The organism is Brevibacillus sp. FW301-21C12A, from assembly GCF_058788915.1.
Genome location: NZ_JBYTBG010000003.1, coordinates 73713 through 87695, shown reverse-complemented (window position 1 = coordinate 87695; position 13983 = coordinate 73713). Strand labels below are relative to the sequence as shown.

Below are 13983 nucleotides of genomic sequence, written 5' to 3'. Positions count from 1 at the left end.
TCTCTACGTATGCTCCTCCAACTGGCGTTTTGCCAGGTTTGCTTTCAGCACTTTCGACGACAGCTCCCGGCCAAGCTGCTCCTGGATGTAGGCGCCTGCTTCCGTCAGTCGGTTCAGGTCGACTCCGGTTTCATAGCCCATGCCGTGCAGCATGTAAACCAGATCTTCCGTCGAGATGTTGCCTGCCGCGCCGGGAGCGTACGGACAACCGCCCAGGCCGCCAATCGAGCTGTCAAACGTGCGGATGCCTTCTTCGAGCGCCGCCACCACATTCGCCAGACCCGTTCCGCGCGTGTCGTGAAAATGCCCGGCCAAGCGCTCGGTCGTAACATCTTTCACAAGTTCCGCAAAAATCTCGTGTACCTGCTTCGGCGTCGCCACCCCGATCGTGTCCCCGAGCGAAACCTCGTACACGCCCATCTCCAGCAGCGCATCGGTGACTCTACGGCTGTTGTCGACAGGAACGTCGCCTTCGTACGGACAACCGAAAACGGTGGAGACGTACCCGCGCACGCGCATCCCGAGAGCGAGCGCCTCCTTCGCCACTTCCGCCAGCACGGGAAAAGTTTCCGCGATGCTCTTGTTAATGTTTTTGCGGTTGTGGCTCTCCGAGGCGGACATGAACAGGGCGATTTCATCGAGACCGCACTGACGCGCCCGCTCCAGACCGCGCACATTGGGCACAAGGGCGCTGATCTGCACACCTTTTTTTTCGACAGGCAAAATCCCTCGCAACACTTCTTCCGCGTCAGCCAACTGCGGAATCCAGCGCGGGTTGACAAAGGAGCTTGCCTCGATCCTCTCCAGTCCCGCATCCAGCAGCTTGTGGATCAAGGCGATTTTCGCCTCTGCGGGCACGATGGCACTCTCATTTTGCAGCCCGTCTCGGGGGCCAACCTCTACAATTTGCACCTTCACGCTCATCCCGCCTCCTTTCCTAGCGACCGCTCAGTTTGAAAGGAAAAAAATACTACTCGAGAACGACGATAACGTCGCCATCGTTGACAAAGTCCCCGACGTTCGCTTTGACTTCCACGACTTTGCCTGCTTCCAGCGATTGCACCGGCACTTCCATTTTCATCGATTCCAGCACGATGACGTCCTGGCCGTCGCTAATTGTGTCGCCTGGCTGCACCAGGACGGAAATGACTGTTCCTGCCATGTTTGCGGTTACTTGCTTCATGAATGACCCTCTCCTTGTTTAGTGATTGGATTTGGCTTGGCGCTCGGTGATAAACCAGGTGGTGTAATCTCCGGCCTGGAAATGCTCGTCTGCCAATACTTCCTGTAAAAACGGAATGTTCGTTTTAATACCAGTAATCAGAAAATGGTTCAGCGCTTCCTGCGCCCTTTGCACCGCTTCTGCGCGGGTCTGCCCGGAAATAATCACCTTGGCGATCATCGGATCGTAAAAAGGCGTGACCTGTGTGCCCGACTCCACTCCGTCGTCGATCCGCACATGTTCCATGACAGGCGACTGATACAGGCTGATCGTGCCTGGCGATGGCAAAAACGTCACCGGGTCCTCCGCGTAGACGCGCAGTTCGATCGCGTGGCGCTTTGCCTGCACTTCGTCCTGGCTGATCGGCAGCGGATGTCCGTCCGCGATGGCAAGCTGCATGGCTACCAGATCGTAGCCGGTCATTTCTTCCGTCACGGCATGCTCCACCTGCAAACGCGTGTTCATTTCCAAAAAGTAAAAGGTTTTGTTTTCATCTACAATAAATTCGACCGTGCCCAGACCCGTGTAGCCGACGGCCTTCGCTGCCTTTACGGCTGCTTCGCACAGCTTCGCGCGCGTGGCTGGGTCGAGGAATGGCGACGGGCTTTCCTCCAGCACCTTTTGATGGCGCCGCTGGATCGAGCATTCGCGCTCCAGCAAATGAATGACGTTGCCGTCGTTGTCCGCGGCAATCTGCACCTCAATGTGACGCGGGCGCTCCACGTACTTTTCCACGTACATCGCATCGTTGCCGAAATAAGCTTTTGCGCGGCCCTTGGCCGACTGATAGGCCTGGAGCAACTGCGACTCCTCCCGGCATATTTGCATCCCGATCCCACCGCCGCCTGCACTGGCCTTCAGCATGACCGGATATCCGATTTCGGCCGCTTTGGCTGCTGCCTCTTCCACGGTCGCAAGCGATTCCTCGCAGCCTGGTACGACAGGCACGCCTGCCTCCTGCATGATTTTGCGGGCGGTCAGCTTGTCGCCCATTTGCCCGATGACTTTTGGCGAAGGGCCGATGAAGATGAGTCCTTCCGCTAAAACGCGGCTCGCGAACGCTTCGTTTTCCGAAAGCAGTCCGTAACCGGGGTGAATGGCATCGGCATTCGTGCTCTTGGCAGCCGCGATAATTGCCTCCACGTTCAAATAGCTGTGCGGCACTGGTGGCGGGCCGATATGGACGGCCTCATCTGCTTCGCGGACAAACGGCAGGTCGCGGTCGGCATCCGAATAGACCGCTACGGTCGCGACTCCTTGTTCGCGGCAGGTGCGAATGATCCTTCTGGCAATTTCACCACGGTTTGCGATCAATACCTTGCGCATGGCAACGCTCCCCTCTTTGACAAACCGGCTTCAATCGAAAGCGTTTCCAAATCGTTTGCTCGGTTTGTTTCATGTGCTGCTTACTTCTATTTTGCCATGAGAATGAACATAGTTCTAGCAAGAAATTTTAATTTTTTCCAAGGAAGCGCGATCACTTCCTGTCAATTCCTAGACGAATCAAAGAAAACGCTTCGGAAAATCCAATCCTTGTGTATAATAGAGGAGAGTGGCCGAAGCTGGCCAAGGCAAAGAGCTGTGAGAGGAGTGGCTAACCATGTTTGAAGTAAGACGTTTACAGATCAACTACAAGACACTGGAGGAATTCCAAAAGTTTCGCGAATTTGGCCTGGAGGAGCTTTCGATGAAGGAAGACCTGGAGGCGAACATCGTGGAGAACGATTCGGAATCTCCTTTTTATGGTATTTATGACAACGATCTTCTGGTAGCACGCATGAGCCTCTATAAAATCGACGGGAAATACGATCGTTATTTCCAGCCAGCCCAAGATTACTACGAGCTGTGGAAGCTTGAAGTTCTGCCTGACTACCGCGGCAAAGATTACGGGACAGCTCTGGTTAACCACGCAAAAAGCTTTGGCGCTCCTATCAAAACCAATTCCCGCTGTCGTGCGGACGAATTTTGGCTGAAAATGGGCTTTACCCCTGTCAAGTACAATCCGATGCGCGACCGTGGCGAAAACCCTTACGTCTGGTTGCCGGAAAACGTGGAGCTGCAAGACTAGCTCTTCGTCTGGACGAGAAAAAAGAAGCGGACTGAACACCGCTTCTTTTTTCTGTCGAAAGCCCTGCATTTATTTTTCCACGCGCTCCAGATTGCCGTTTTCATCCATTTTGAAAATGGCTTTGGCGGATTCTTCTTCCTGCAAAAAGGCAAGCTTGCGAGCCCGGTCCATGATCTGGACGAGGGCGCGGTAGTCGTCGTTTACGCCCTGCACCTGCTCCAGTTCTTTTTTGGCGCGCTCGTGCGCTTCTTTCAATTCTTTTAACTCCAAATCTTTTCCTTCCAACTCTTGTTCCAATTGTCGCAAGCGACGGGCCATTTCTTTCTGGTTGACGAGCATGCGAATCACGGATTCGATCTGCTCCTCCTCCACTACCTCCAGCTTGGCAGCCTGCGTCTCCGAAGCAGCAGGCGCCGCCTGCCTTGGCGGCAACAAAACCGCATCCGTCTCGGCCGCTGCGGCCGGCGCTTGTATCCGACCCATTTTTTTCAGTTGCTGTCTTTGGCTCTTGGCAATCGAGATTGCTGCATCGTAACGTTTGCGCACGCAACTATTCCAGCGAAAACCGCACGCTGCCGCAGTCCTACCCAACCTTTGACCCACTTCTTCAAATGCGGCAAGCTGTGTGCCGCCTTCGCGTATGTGGCGCAAGGTGACTTCCGCCAACACGAGATCGTCATCTTCGGTCCATGCGTCTTGTCTGGAAGCTACCATATGAGTCCCTCCCGTTACCTTTAAAAAGGATGATGTAGTTCATCCTATGCTTTTCCCTACTCTTGTAGAATCGCTTTCTACTAGAAAAAGTATGTCCAAGCAAATAAATGTTTAAACGAGAAGAACCCGAATAGGCGAGAACTACTGCTTGGTGAGGAACTTTTGCACGACGGACACGTGTTCGGGACTGCCCCAGAGCTGTGCGCACTGATCGACTTCCCGCCTGATGCGCTCCTCGCGCACGAGCCCTTCCCGCTTCCAGCGGACGAGTTGCATGTACGCCTCGATCCCGACAAGCGGCTGCGCCGCGATTTTTTGCGCAAAGGCGTAAACGGCGTCCGCAAGCTGCTCGTGCGGATAGACTTCGTCGACGAAGCCGTAAGCCTTGGCCTGCTGTGCAGAAAGCCTTTCCCCGGCGAGCAAAAGAGCCAGTGCCTTTGACTCAGGGAGCAGGTCCAAAAGCCGGCTGCCTCCGCCCCAGCCAGTCGTAATATGCATGCTGATCTGGACGAAGCCAAACAGCGCCTGCTCGCTGGCGAAGCGGAAGTGGCACGCCCCGGCAAATTCGCAACCGCCGCCTACCGCCGCACCGTTCACCATCGCGATGACCGGTTTCGTGCAGCGGTCGATAGAAGACAGCAGACCCGCCACTTTGCTGAGCAGCGGATGCGCTTGCGCACGCCCTCGCGCCGCAATGAACTGGTTCAGGTCGCCGCCGGATACAAAGCTTTTGCCTGTGCCCGTGATGACGAGCACCTTCACCTGCGGATCGGCCTGGCAATCGGCCAGCACCTCGTGCAGCTCGTCGACCAGCTCCATGCTGATGGCGTTATGTACGTGCGGACGGTTCAGCGTAATCGTGGCAATCCCTGCTTCTTTTCGGATCAGTAACGTATCCATGAACAGTCTCCATCCTTTTCTTCGAATGTATTTGCTTTATTGTACCGTGTCGCCCGCGAAAATCATATCGGCGCGAGAAAACTTGGCTTTGCCGGTCTTTTGGCGAAGCCCTGGCTGCTCTTGTGCCGCTAGAACTTTTTAACGACGAAAAAAAAAGAGAAGGCCTACGCCTTCCCTCTCCGGTTACGACAACAAGTTTTTCATGGCGGATGAATTGAAGCCGACGATCAGATTCTCGCCATCGGTGAGAATCGGACGCTTCAGGAGTTGCGGCTCTTCGCTCAGCATCTCCAGCAGCTCTTTTACAGACATGTCGTTGATGTCCACATCCAAGTTTTTGAAGCGCTGGCTTCTGGTCGACAAAATTTCGTCGAGTCCGTTTGTCGTCATTTTAATGATGTCGAGCAGCTCTTCGGCTGTCGGTGGATTTTTGAACAGGTGACGCTCTTCGTAGTTGACGCCATTCTCTGCCAGCCAAGCTTTGGCTTTGCGACAGGATGTGCAGCTCGGATACGTGAAAAACGTCAATTTTTGTGTTCGTGTACGCTCAGCAACTGCCATCGGTTACCCCTCCGTCTCATCTATACAAATTCATTTGCGTATGTTCTTGGTGCTGCTGTCTGCTTTCGTTAATTGCTTAGAGCTATTAACTTGCAAAAAGTAAGCTAATAAAAATTCTTTCTTTAGTTTGGATTATAAATCTACAATAAACACTATGTCAATAGTAGTTAATCTAAAAACTAGGCAGGAAATCGGGGGATGTGCTGTTGTAGCACACTGCCACCTTAACAAGCCACACAAAATCGGATACACTTATGAGGATGTGAAATTTTTTCAAACAAATGTTGAACAAGGCTTGTCACGTTGAGAAAGGGGTATCCGGCATGGACCAAGATGCGCAGAAGTTAACCAGTGCTTTGGCAGACCCCACCCGTTTTTCCATTTACCAGTTTGTCGCGTACAGCAAAGAGCCCATCACGGTTCAGGACGTCGCAGACCACTTTGCCATTCACCCGAATGTAGCGCGCCTGCACCTGACCAAGCTGGAGGACGTGAATCTGCTCACGGCCGTCTCGGACAAAAGCGGCAAAGGAGGACGTCCCAGTCGATTGTATTCACTGTCTGAACAGGTGGTGAGCCTGCAGTTCCCACCGCGCGACTATCAGTTGCTGGCCGATATCGCGATCGAAAGTCTGCTGTCGCTCGGTGAGGCGGGCGAAGCCGCTCTTATCCATATGGGGCATCGCATTGGTACAGAGATGGCGAAACGGGCGATTGTCCAAAGCGGATTGAATTTGCAAACGGCTACGTTGGAAGAAAAATTGCACCTGATCCATCGCCTCGTCGTGGCTCAGGGATTGAGACCGGACATTGAAAAGCTGGAAGACGGCAAGCTTCGTTTTCGCGTAAACAACTGCACGTTTTCCGACACCGCCAAGAAATATCCGAGCGCTGTCTGCCAGATGCACAACGCTCTTTTGATGGGAATATTCGAAACGTACTTAGGGAACATTGAATTACGTGAGGATGACTCCATGATTCGGGGCTGCAAATCGTGCAACTATACGGTCATCCAGTTCTGAGCAAGCGAAAACGTCCTCCCTTGGGCGCGCCCGTCTTTTTTTTGTTCGGCGCGTCAAAAAACCGTCATAGCTTTATCGTTTACACGTCTTCGCCTGTCCTATATAATGGGGAAGGAATCTTGTAAATCTTACCGATCTAGGCAAAAAGGGGGGACAACAAATGGATCGTATGTATCGCGTTCTCGGTTTTTGGACCATTGTAATCGCGCTGATGGCGTTCTGGGGCGGTCTGTACCCGATGTCGCTCATCTTCTTCGGTCTTACTGCATTCTTTGTAGCGTTGAGCTACATGAGCCTGACTGAACGAGTGTATATCAACATTTTCTTCGGCTTCATGTTCCTGTCTTTTGTAGGGTTCACGTACTACACCTTCTTCGTGATGCCTGTAGGCGGACAAGAACACGCTTTCATGCAACTGATGATGTAAGAAAAAAAGATGCTCAATCGCGAGCATCTTTTTTATTGGCGGAAAAACGCAGGCAAGGCAGCGGCATTCGGCTCCATGCCTTTTTGCTGTACCATGACCCGGAAGCGGCCGCCCAATCCGGCTGGATCGATCAGTTGCAAAATCGCCCGGTTGCGCTTCATCGCCTTGCTTGTAAACGGGTCCGTATCCTGGTGCGCGACCGCTTTGTGCAGCAGTCCGCATTGCAGCAAAAACTTGTCCTGGCGCATGTAGCAAACCTCCTGCAAGCCTGCTGCTTCTCCATAGCGGCTCCAGGCGGAAAAGTTGACGTGCGCGGTAATATCCTGCTCCCCGACGTGGATGTACGGATTGTCGTGGGCCTGGTGGCGGTAGTAGCACATCAGCGTCCCTTTTTTTCGGCTCGGGTGGTACAGCTCTTCCTGGCGATCGCCGTAATCAATCGTCACGACAAAGCCTTTTGCCAAGAGGCGCCCTACTTCTTGCGCCGCCTGTTCCAACCCCAGGTTCACCTCGATCCGCATGCCTGCCGGAATCGGCAGAGCCGCCTCTATTTCAGCCAGAGCAGCGAGCAATGGCGCGGTCGGCTCCCGCAGCACCTCGCAAAATTGCCCCTCTTTGCAAGTCACCGCTACTTCCTGCCAGCCTGTCTTCGTCCGCTCGGCCACGTGAACGGGAAAGGCATCGAGCCATTCGTTGGACAGGACGACGCCTTCTACTGCTTCTCCGCAAGCGGCATCCGCAAGCGAAGCGTGCCACACCTTTTCCACCTCATGCTCGCGCAGCGCTTCCTCCTGTCTTCTCCGGTGATAAGGGCTTGCTTCGATGAGAACGACTTTCAACCGTTTGTATACGTCCGGCGCACTCTCGCGTATTCGTCCCAGCATGCTGCTGCACAAGGAGCCGGTACCTCCGCCGATTTCGACGAGCACGGGCTGCTTTATCCCCGCTGCGCGCCACAGCTCGCTCACCGCATCCGCCAATGTTTCTCCAAACACCGCGTGTACCGTCGCGCTGGTAAAAAAATCGCCATCTTTGCCTACCTTGGGCAAGTCCGACATATAATAGCCATAGGCGTCGTGATAGAGAGCCAGCTCCATAAAGCGCGAAAACGAAATGGCGCGTCCCTCCTGGCTTTCGATTTCGTGGCGAATCTGTGCGATGATATCCATTCGTCTCTTCTCCTGCTATCCAAATTCAACCTGATAAGGCTATAATACGAAAAAGAAGTCATACAATGTGGAAAGGTAAGCGACTTCCATCATGAAAGCAAAAGGTGAAAACATGCGCAAATTTCTGCTCGTCTTGTTCCTGCTTGTATGTCCGCTGACGGCGTTCGCCCAGGAAGAAACGGCGCTTCCTCTGGAACAGCTCATCCTGCAGCAGCATTTCACTCAGAAAGAGCTGGAGCGAACCCTCACCTTGCTCAAGGATGAAGAGTCTCGGACATACCGGGATATCGCTCAAATCGATCTCGACCTGCAGCGTCAAAAGCTCGTGATCGAAGCGATGCAGCGCCATGCCGGCGAGGTGGCACGGGCTTACTACATGGGTGAACGAGTCAATCTTCTCACTCTTTTACTCAATGCTGAAAATTTCAATCAATTTTTATTGATGTTCGAATTTTATCAGCTACTGTACGAGCACGACATGAATCGGCTCCAGGCGTACCATGCCGAGCGCACAAAGCTTGCTGTCATGCAGACAGACAAGCAAGACCGGCTGGCTCTGCTCCAGGATCTGCGCAAAAAATACGAGCAGCAACTGGCCGAGATGCTCGCCATCCAGGCGGAAAAAGAGAAAAACGTGCAGAAGCTGGACGACCCGACGGCCGTAGAAGCGTTGATGGACCATTTGATTGATGATTGGGAAAAGCGCGGCTTGCCCGCCTTCCAGACGTTTTTCGGCATGCTGGCCAAGGTGATGGTGCAAGTGCCTGAGCTGGCTACGCCCGATCGCATCCAGTCGGACGGCTTTTTCAACCATACGCTGACGATCAAGCAGAGCGATTTCAACCAGTTTTTGATGCAAAAGGACGAGTTGTTCAAGCAGTCGCGCTTCTCTTTTGAAGACAACAAACTGATTGTCGAAGGCACCTACGACCATATGGAGCTTCGTCTGGTGGGCAGCTACGAGCTCGTCTCGCCCACCCAGTTGAAATTCCACATCAGCGAGCTTTACTTCGACGGCTTCGCGTTGCCGCAAGCGACCGTGGACGAGATGGAAAAAGCGTACGATCTCGGCTTTTATCCCGAGCTGATCTCGCCCAACATCCAGGTGCAGGGCATCAGCCTGCAAAACGAAGAACTGAAGCTGCAACTGAAGCTGAACTTGCCGTTCGGCTTCGGAAAGAAATAAGGCCAGCTATCCATTAGCTGGCTTTTTTTCCGGAGACAGCCGTATTCACGTGAACCGACATCTCCTTTTGCAAACGGGTCATGTACTGGATCGCTTCTTTGGTGAGGGTCGGATATTTTTCCCCGCGCATAAGCCCTGCCAGCGTTTCATTCACGGGATAAATCACGTAATTGCGCTTGTTGTTTTTGCGGAAAAAATGAACGTAGGTCGGAAGCAGCTCCGCCTGTTCAATACTCGCTTTTCCGGACTCGTCCTTGTGCAAGGTGAGCTTGAGAATCGCGCCCACGTCCTTGTAATCCCAGCGCTGGGCCGAGACGAAGTTGCCAAGCGAATACGCAATCAGTCCTGTGTGCTCTGTACCGTCCTCCCGCGTGACCGTCTTCCACTCGTACGGCTGCACAACATGAGGGTGAGCGCCCAAAATCAGATCGGCCCCGTACGTCAGGCACAGCTCGGCTGTCCGAATTTGCTCCGCATTGGGCAGCCGCTGGTACTCGACGCCGAAGTGCAGCGCCACGGCGACCAGGTCCGCTCCGTTTTCCTTCGCCCGGGCAATGTCTTGCTTCATCACCTCAGGCGCGATCAGGTTCACGAGGTACGGCTTCTTTGGCGGAACGGGAATGCCGTTCGTCCCGTACGTATAGGACAGCAGGGCGAGCGTAAAGCCGTCCTTGGTCAAGAGAAGCGGCTCGTTGCGTTCCTCGGCGCTGGCAAACGTCCCCGTGTGCAAAATTCCTGCCTGATCCAAGTATTTGATCGTCTGCAGTACCCCCTGCTCCTTGCGATCCATCGAGTGATTGTTCGCAGTCGTTACTGCGGTAAAACCTACTTCCTTCAACGTTTGCGCCAAAGATTCCGGGGAATTGAACATCGGGTATCCCGAATAGCGGGCCTGGCTGCCGCTCATCGTCGTTTCCAGGTTGCCGATCACCCAGTCCGCCTCTTGAAACAGTGGCGTGACATAAGGGAAAAACTTGTTGAAGTCATAGGTTTTGGTCGCAGGGTTCCAGACGGCATCCATTTGCTCCTGGTGAACCATGATGTCCCCGACAGCGAGCAGCGAGATTCGCTGTTCCGGAAAACGCGAAGGCGCCTGTTCCGGGGGAGGGGCGGGCGGATTTGCTTCCGTGTCGGCGGCAGGCTCGTCTTGCGGCGGCTGCGGCGTGGCGGGCTCAGATGGGGTCACATGCTGGACAGGAGCCTTGGAAGCTTCGTGATCCGGGGCTGCCGGCGGGACGCACCCGACCAGGCTCATACAGCCGACCGCTGTGATGATGACCCACTTGCTCCATGCTTGCTTCATCGCAATAGCTCCTTTTGGCGTTAAGATAACCCCTTCTTTTTCGCCGCCATCCGACAAAATCCTCTTCGCATCTCCAGAAAGAGTCGAGCAGTCTTTACCGTAGCATGCCCGTCACAAACGGATTGTACGTTTTTTCGTAGTCAATCGTCGTCTTCGGGCCGTGCCCCGGGTAGACGATCGTGTCGTCATCCAGCTCAAACAGCTTGTCTTGGATGCTAATCATCAGCGTCTCGTAATCGCCCCCGGGCAAATCGGTCCGGCCAATGCTCTGCGCAAACAGTACATCACCGCCAAAGCAATGCTTGCCGATCACAAACGAACAGCTTCCTGGCGAATGTCCCGGCGTGTGCAGCACCTGGATGTCAAATCCGGCGAGTTGCAGCGTCTGCCCGTCAGCCAGTTCGTGCTCGGCGCGATCGCACACGATCGGCTCAGGCAGCCCCCAGCGGCTGGAACCGTTGAGATCGGGATTGGTCAGCCACTCCTGTTCCAGCGGATGGATGTACACGGGCGCTTTTGTCAGCGCGCGCACCTGGTTCAGTCCGCCGATATGGTCGAGGTGGGCGTGTGTCAAAAGGATCGCCACGACGTTTTTGCCGGAAATCGCCTGCAAAAGCCGCGCTGGCTCCATGCCGGGGTCAATGACAATCGTCTCTTCTGTATCCGTGTTGGTCAGGACGTAGGCGTTTGTTTGAAAGCCTCCCAAGGCAAAAGATTGGATGGCAAGCTGTTGGTCGCTCATAGGAACCTCCCTGTTTTTTTGGTACGATAAGAAAAAAGCCTAGAGAAAAGGATGAAGCGCATGCGCCATATGTACGGAATCGAGCTTGCGATCCCAGACGGGAAATTGCCTGGCTTCTATGCTCAAGTCATACATAAAATCGGGGACCATGTCAATGTCTTTGATCGGGACAAACTGCTTTTTATCGTCGAAAACGAGGCGGAAAAAGACAAGCTGGAGGCGATTTTGCAAAAGTCGCAGATGCTGGGCGATGGCTTCTCGCTGCTATTGCTTCCTCCCGAAGCGATGGTCGGGCACTTGGACGATATCGGTTTCGTCTCGCCGAATGACCATATGTTTGTGTATGCAGACCAGGTTGCGCTGTTTACGGTAGACAAAGCGTCTGGCACCCCTGCTGATCGCTGGGCTGCGGCTGAGCAGTGGAAGGAGCACGTCAGCGGCACGATCCCGCAAGCGGAGGAAGAAGAGACGATCTACCTGCTCGACAGCAGCCTGACCGAGCTTGTTGAAGGGATCGCCAAAGCCTATCAGGTGCAAGTGCAGTGGCTGCACAAAACGTAGCCGAGCCGATGCGCTGACTGCGGCCTTCGCCCAGAAAGAAAGTGAGCTCTCCGCTTTGGGAGAACTCACTTTCTTTCTGTCGGCTTGCCAGGGCTGGCGGGCCATGCGCTCCCTGCGCCAGCCAAGCGACTTCCTTCCTTGCTTGCTCGCTACTTGCTGTCAAACCGGAACCAGACCACCTGGTTGTCTTCAAGGCCGAAGTTGGCCGTGTACTTGCTGCCTTCGTACACGACTTCCTTTTCCCCGCTGCCTTCGCCGTACAGCTTTTTCAACTGCTCCCCGCTGTCGTACATGGCAAGCCCTCGATACGTTTTGAACCGCGCAGCGTCTTCTTTTGCCACTCCGCCGAGCATGATTGAGCTCAATTCGCCTTTTCTGACCTTGACGAGCAGTTGCGTGCGATCGAGCAAAAGCATGCCCATGACGGCCTCGCCTTCGCCTTTTGCCATTCTGTCCACCGTGTAGCTTTCCCGAGACACCATGTCCATAAAATCGGCTTTGCTCGGCTTGATGATGTCCATCGCTTCCTTGATGTTTTGGCCCAAGTAAATTCCGCCCACGCCGTATTCCCGCTGGTTTTCCGGATCGAATACGCCGGACGGCTCCGACTGCCCCGAACAGGCTGTCAGCATGAAGATGAATAGCGCCAACCATGCCAATATTCCGAATGAATTTCGCTTTGCCATCGTGCCCACCTACTTTAGCGGTATGTGCTTTTGCTATCTTACCGCACGCGGCAGGCACTGTTCAAGCTGTGGCCGGTCATTCCCGCGGGCCGCTCACCTTCTGCCGCGGGCGATTCGGCGGGTTGCTGTTATTGACCGACTGCTTGAATCCCTCCAAAATTTTCAGGACCGAAGCAAAAAACGGGGAACCGAACACGGCGATAATGCCCCACAGCCATGTTCCTACCTGCCATGGATTTTCCACGTAAGCCGAATCCGCTCCGGTCAAAATCAGCGCCGGGTCCAGGCCGAGCATGCCAAAAATCGCGCCGGCGGCCAACACCGAGATGAGCAGGTTGAAAAAGCGTTTGTAGTGCATCAGACGCGCCGCCTCATTTTGGTCCTCCCAGCAGTCTTCCTTCGGCTCGTAGTCAGTGGACAAAAACGGAATGATCGATTTGAACGCTTCTGTCACACCTGCCGCTGCGCTGGAAACAGCGGTTACATAAACAAAAAAGGCAATGGATGAGTCCAACGTGACCATGTGCGCTCCCTCCTTGATATATATATATGAAGGGAGGAGGACAACTTGCAAAAAATTGTCCGGGCTTGTTTTCCTCGCTACGGATTTACGGTAACATGGAGACGAATGGAAATTGACGAAAGGTGGTTTTCGCCATGCAGGATTATTCATTCGTTTGGAATCAATACGATTTGATTCGCGGCCTGTTTTTGGAGGACGTGACCAAGACGACTGAGGAGGAGGCTGACATCGTTCCGGAAGGATTTAAAAACAACATCCGCTGGAATATCGGCCATATTTTGCTCACGCAAGATTATTTGCTGCTTGGACCAGCCAAAATGAACTGTCCTCCGTCCTACGCGGCTATGTTTAGCCCAGGGACAAAACCGGCAGACTGGCAGGGAAACATCCCTTCCCTGGAAACGTTGGCTGCCCAGTTGAAGGAGCAGCATGCTCGCATCAAGGAGCAATTCCAATCCCGGCTGAACGAGTCGCTCCCGAAGCCGTTTGAACTGGGAGACAAGGGTGTTATGCACACGTATGGCGAAATCATGGTCTTCACCCTGTTCCACGAAGGCATGCACATCGGCATGATCTCTTCCTTGCGCAAGGCGATTACCGCAGCCAAAGCCTAGCCCTTATCATTTGCCTGCAAAACGCGGAGCCGTCCACACGGCTGTCCGCGTTTTTTTATGGACGTGGAACGCACGTTGATTTGCGCCAAAAAGCGAAACCGCTCCCAAATAGGGAGCGGTCCTTTGTCGAGCCCGATTGCTTATGGGGTTTTACCGGTTATTCTCTTTGGCACTTCAACCTCCATGAAAGAGATAGGTTACCCAAGGAATCGGCTTATTTCCATACGACTTTCGTCGACTGCTTGTTCATGGTTATCCACGGATCTTCGCCTCCTGCAAGGCATT

17 protein-coding genes are annotated in these 13983 nt (G+C 54.0%); 6 read left to right on the top strand and 11 right to left on the bottom strand.

Translation table 11 applies throughout. From position 1 onward, the window contains the following. Nucleotides 1-3 precede the first annotated feature (3 nt). From AC3WQH_RS03245 to AC3WQH_RS03235, 3 genes are read right to left on the bottom strand one after another with little or no spacing between them, the layout of a single operon-like run. Nucleotides 4-918: a hydroxymethylglutaryl-CoA lyase gene (locus tag AC3WQH_RS03245; RefSeq protein ID WP_005832709.1), complete on the bottom strand. Its 915-nt coding sequence runs from the start codon at nt 916-918 to the stop codon at nt 4-6. A 52-nt stretch (nt 919-970) separates the two neighbouring features. Further along, nucleotides 971-1183 carry a biotin/lipoyl-containing protein gene (locus AC3WQH_RS03240; protein ID WP_005832711.1) on the bottom strand — a complete coding sequence of 71 codons (213 nt, stop codon included), beginning with the start codon at nt 1181-1183 and terminating at the stop codon, nt 971-973. 18 nt (nt 1184-1201) lie between these two features. Beyond that, on the bottom strand, nt 1202-2548 hold the full coding sequence (locus tag AC3WQH_RS03235) for an acetyl-CoA carboxylase biotin carboxylase subunit (RefSeq protein ID WP_005832712.1): 1347 nt from the start codon (nt 2546-2548) through the stop codon (nt 1202-1204). 274 nt (nt 2549-2822) lie between these two features. On the opposite strand from AC3WQH_RS03235, the gene AC3WQH_RS03230 reads away from it, so the two are divergent. Beyond that, nucleotides 2823-3290 (top strand): N-acetyltransferase, encoded by a 468-nt coding sequence (locus AC3WQH_RS03230; RefSeq protein WP_005832713.1) that lies wholly within the window; start codon nt 2823-2825, stop codon nt 3288-3290. A gap of 69 nt (nt 3291-3359) precedes the next feature. Here the strand turns inward: AC3WQH_RS03230 and AC3WQH_RS03225 are convergent, their stop codons facing one another. From AC3WQH_RS03225 to AC3WQH_RS03215, 3 genes are all read right to left on the bottom strand, one after another. Further along, nucleotides 3360-4004, bottom strand: coding sequence for an RsfA family transcriptional regulator (locus tag AC3WQH_RS03225; RefSeq protein ID WP_005832715.1), 645 nt, complete (start codon nt 4002-4004; stop codon nt 3360-3362). A gap of 141 nt (nt 4005-4145) precedes the next feature. Beyond that, nucleotides 4146-4904 (bottom strand): enoyl-CoA hydratase/isomerase family protein, encoded by a 759-nt coding sequence (locus tag AC3WQH_RS03220; RefSeq protein ID WP_005832717.1) that lies wholly within the window; start codon nt 4902-4904, stop codon nt 4146-4148. Nucleotides 4905-5087: 183 nt separating this feature from the next. Next, nucleotides 5088-5465 (bottom strand): Spx/MgsR family RNA polymerase-binding regulatory protein, encoded by a 378-nt coding sequence (locus AC3WQH_RS03215; RefSeq protein WP_005832718.1) that lies wholly within the window; start codon nt 5463-5465, stop codon nt 5088-5090. 323 nt (nt 5466-5788) lie between these two features. On the opposite strand from AC3WQH_RS03215, the gene AC3WQH_RS03210 reads away from it, so the two are divergent. Then, nucleotides 5789-6487 (top strand): helix-turn-helix transcriptional regulator, encoded by a 699-nt coding sequence (locus AC3WQH_RS03210; RefSeq protein ID WP_007784168.1) that lies wholly within the window; start codon nt 5789-5791, stop codon nt 6485-6487. Between the two features lie 160 nt (nt 6488-6647). After that, nucleotides 6648-6914, top strand: coding sequence for a DUF2626 domain-containing protein (locus AC3WQH_RS03205; protein WP_005832721.1), 267 nt, complete (start codon nt 6648-6650; stop codon nt 6912-6914). A gap of 32 nt (nt 6915-6946) precedes the next feature. Here the strand turns inward: AC3WQH_RS03205 and AC3WQH_RS03200 are convergent, their stop codons facing one another. Next, entirely contained in the window at nt 6947-8083 is a 1137-nt protein-coding gene (locus AC3WQH_RS03200) for a class I SAM-dependent methyltransferase (protein ID WP_492331904.1), read from the bottom strand. A gap of 112 nt (nt 8084-8195) precedes the next feature. On the opposite strand from AC3WQH_RS03200, the gene AC3WQH_RS03195 reads away from it, so the two are divergent. Next, the gene (locus tag AC3WQH_RS03195; RefSeq protein WP_007784163.1) at nt 8196-9269 is read left to right on the top strand and encodes a hypothetical protein; all 1074 of its coding nucleotides are present in this window, start codon (nt 8196-8198) and stop codon (nt 9267-9269) included. A 13-nt stretch (nt 9270-9282) separates the two neighbouring features. Here the strand turns inward: AC3WQH_RS03195 and AC3WQH_RS03190 are convergent, their stop codons facing one another. Together AC3WQH_RS03190 and AC3WQH_RS03185 are read right to left on the bottom strand one after the other, a co-directional pair. After that, a complete protein-coding gene (locus tag AC3WQH_RS03190; protein ID WP_290426265.1) occupies nt 9283-10572 on the bottom strand; it encodes a CapA family protein in 1290 nt (429 codons plus the stop codon). 94 nt (nt 10573-10666) lie between these two features. Further along, on the bottom strand, nt 10667-11314 hold the full coding sequence (locus AC3WQH_RS03185; RefSeq protein WP_007784159.1) for an MBL fold metallo-hydrolase: 648 nt from the start codon (nt 11312-11314) through the stop codon (nt 10667-10669). A gap of 60 nt (nt 11315-11374) precedes the next feature. On the opposite strand from AC3WQH_RS03185, the gene AC3WQH_RS03180 reads away from it, so the two are divergent. After that, nucleotides 11375-11875 (top strand): hypothetical protein, encoded by a 501-nt coding sequence (locus tag AC3WQH_RS03180; protein ID WP_005832730.1) that lies wholly within the window; start codon nt 11375-11377, stop codon nt 11873-11875. 149 nt (nt 11876-12024) lie between these two features. Here the strand turns inward: AC3WQH_RS03180 and AC3WQH_RS03175 are convergent, their stop codons facing one another. Next, on the bottom strand, nt 12025-12561 hold the full coding sequence (locus tag AC3WQH_RS03175) for a hypothetical protein (RefSeq protein ID WP_005832732.1): 537 nt from the start codon (nt 12559-12561) through the stop codon (nt 12025-12027). A 76-nt stretch (nt 12562-12637) separates the two neighbouring features. Next, the gene (locus AC3WQH_RS03170) at nt 12638-13084 is read right to left on the bottom strand and encodes a hypothetical protein (RefSeq protein WP_005832734.1); all 447 of its coding nucleotides are present in this window, start codon (nt 13082-13084) and stop codon (nt 12638-12640) included. Nucleotides 13085-13218: 134 nt separating this feature from the next. Between AC3WQH_RS03170 and AC3WQH_RS03165 the strand changes: the two genes are divergently transcribed. Further along, complete coding sequence (locus AC3WQH_RS03165) at nt 13219-13698, top strand: DinB family protein (RefSeq protein WP_007784154.1); 480 nt, start codon at nt 13219-13221, stop codon at nt 13696-13698. The last annotated feature ends 285 nt before the right edge of the window (nt 13699-13983 follow it).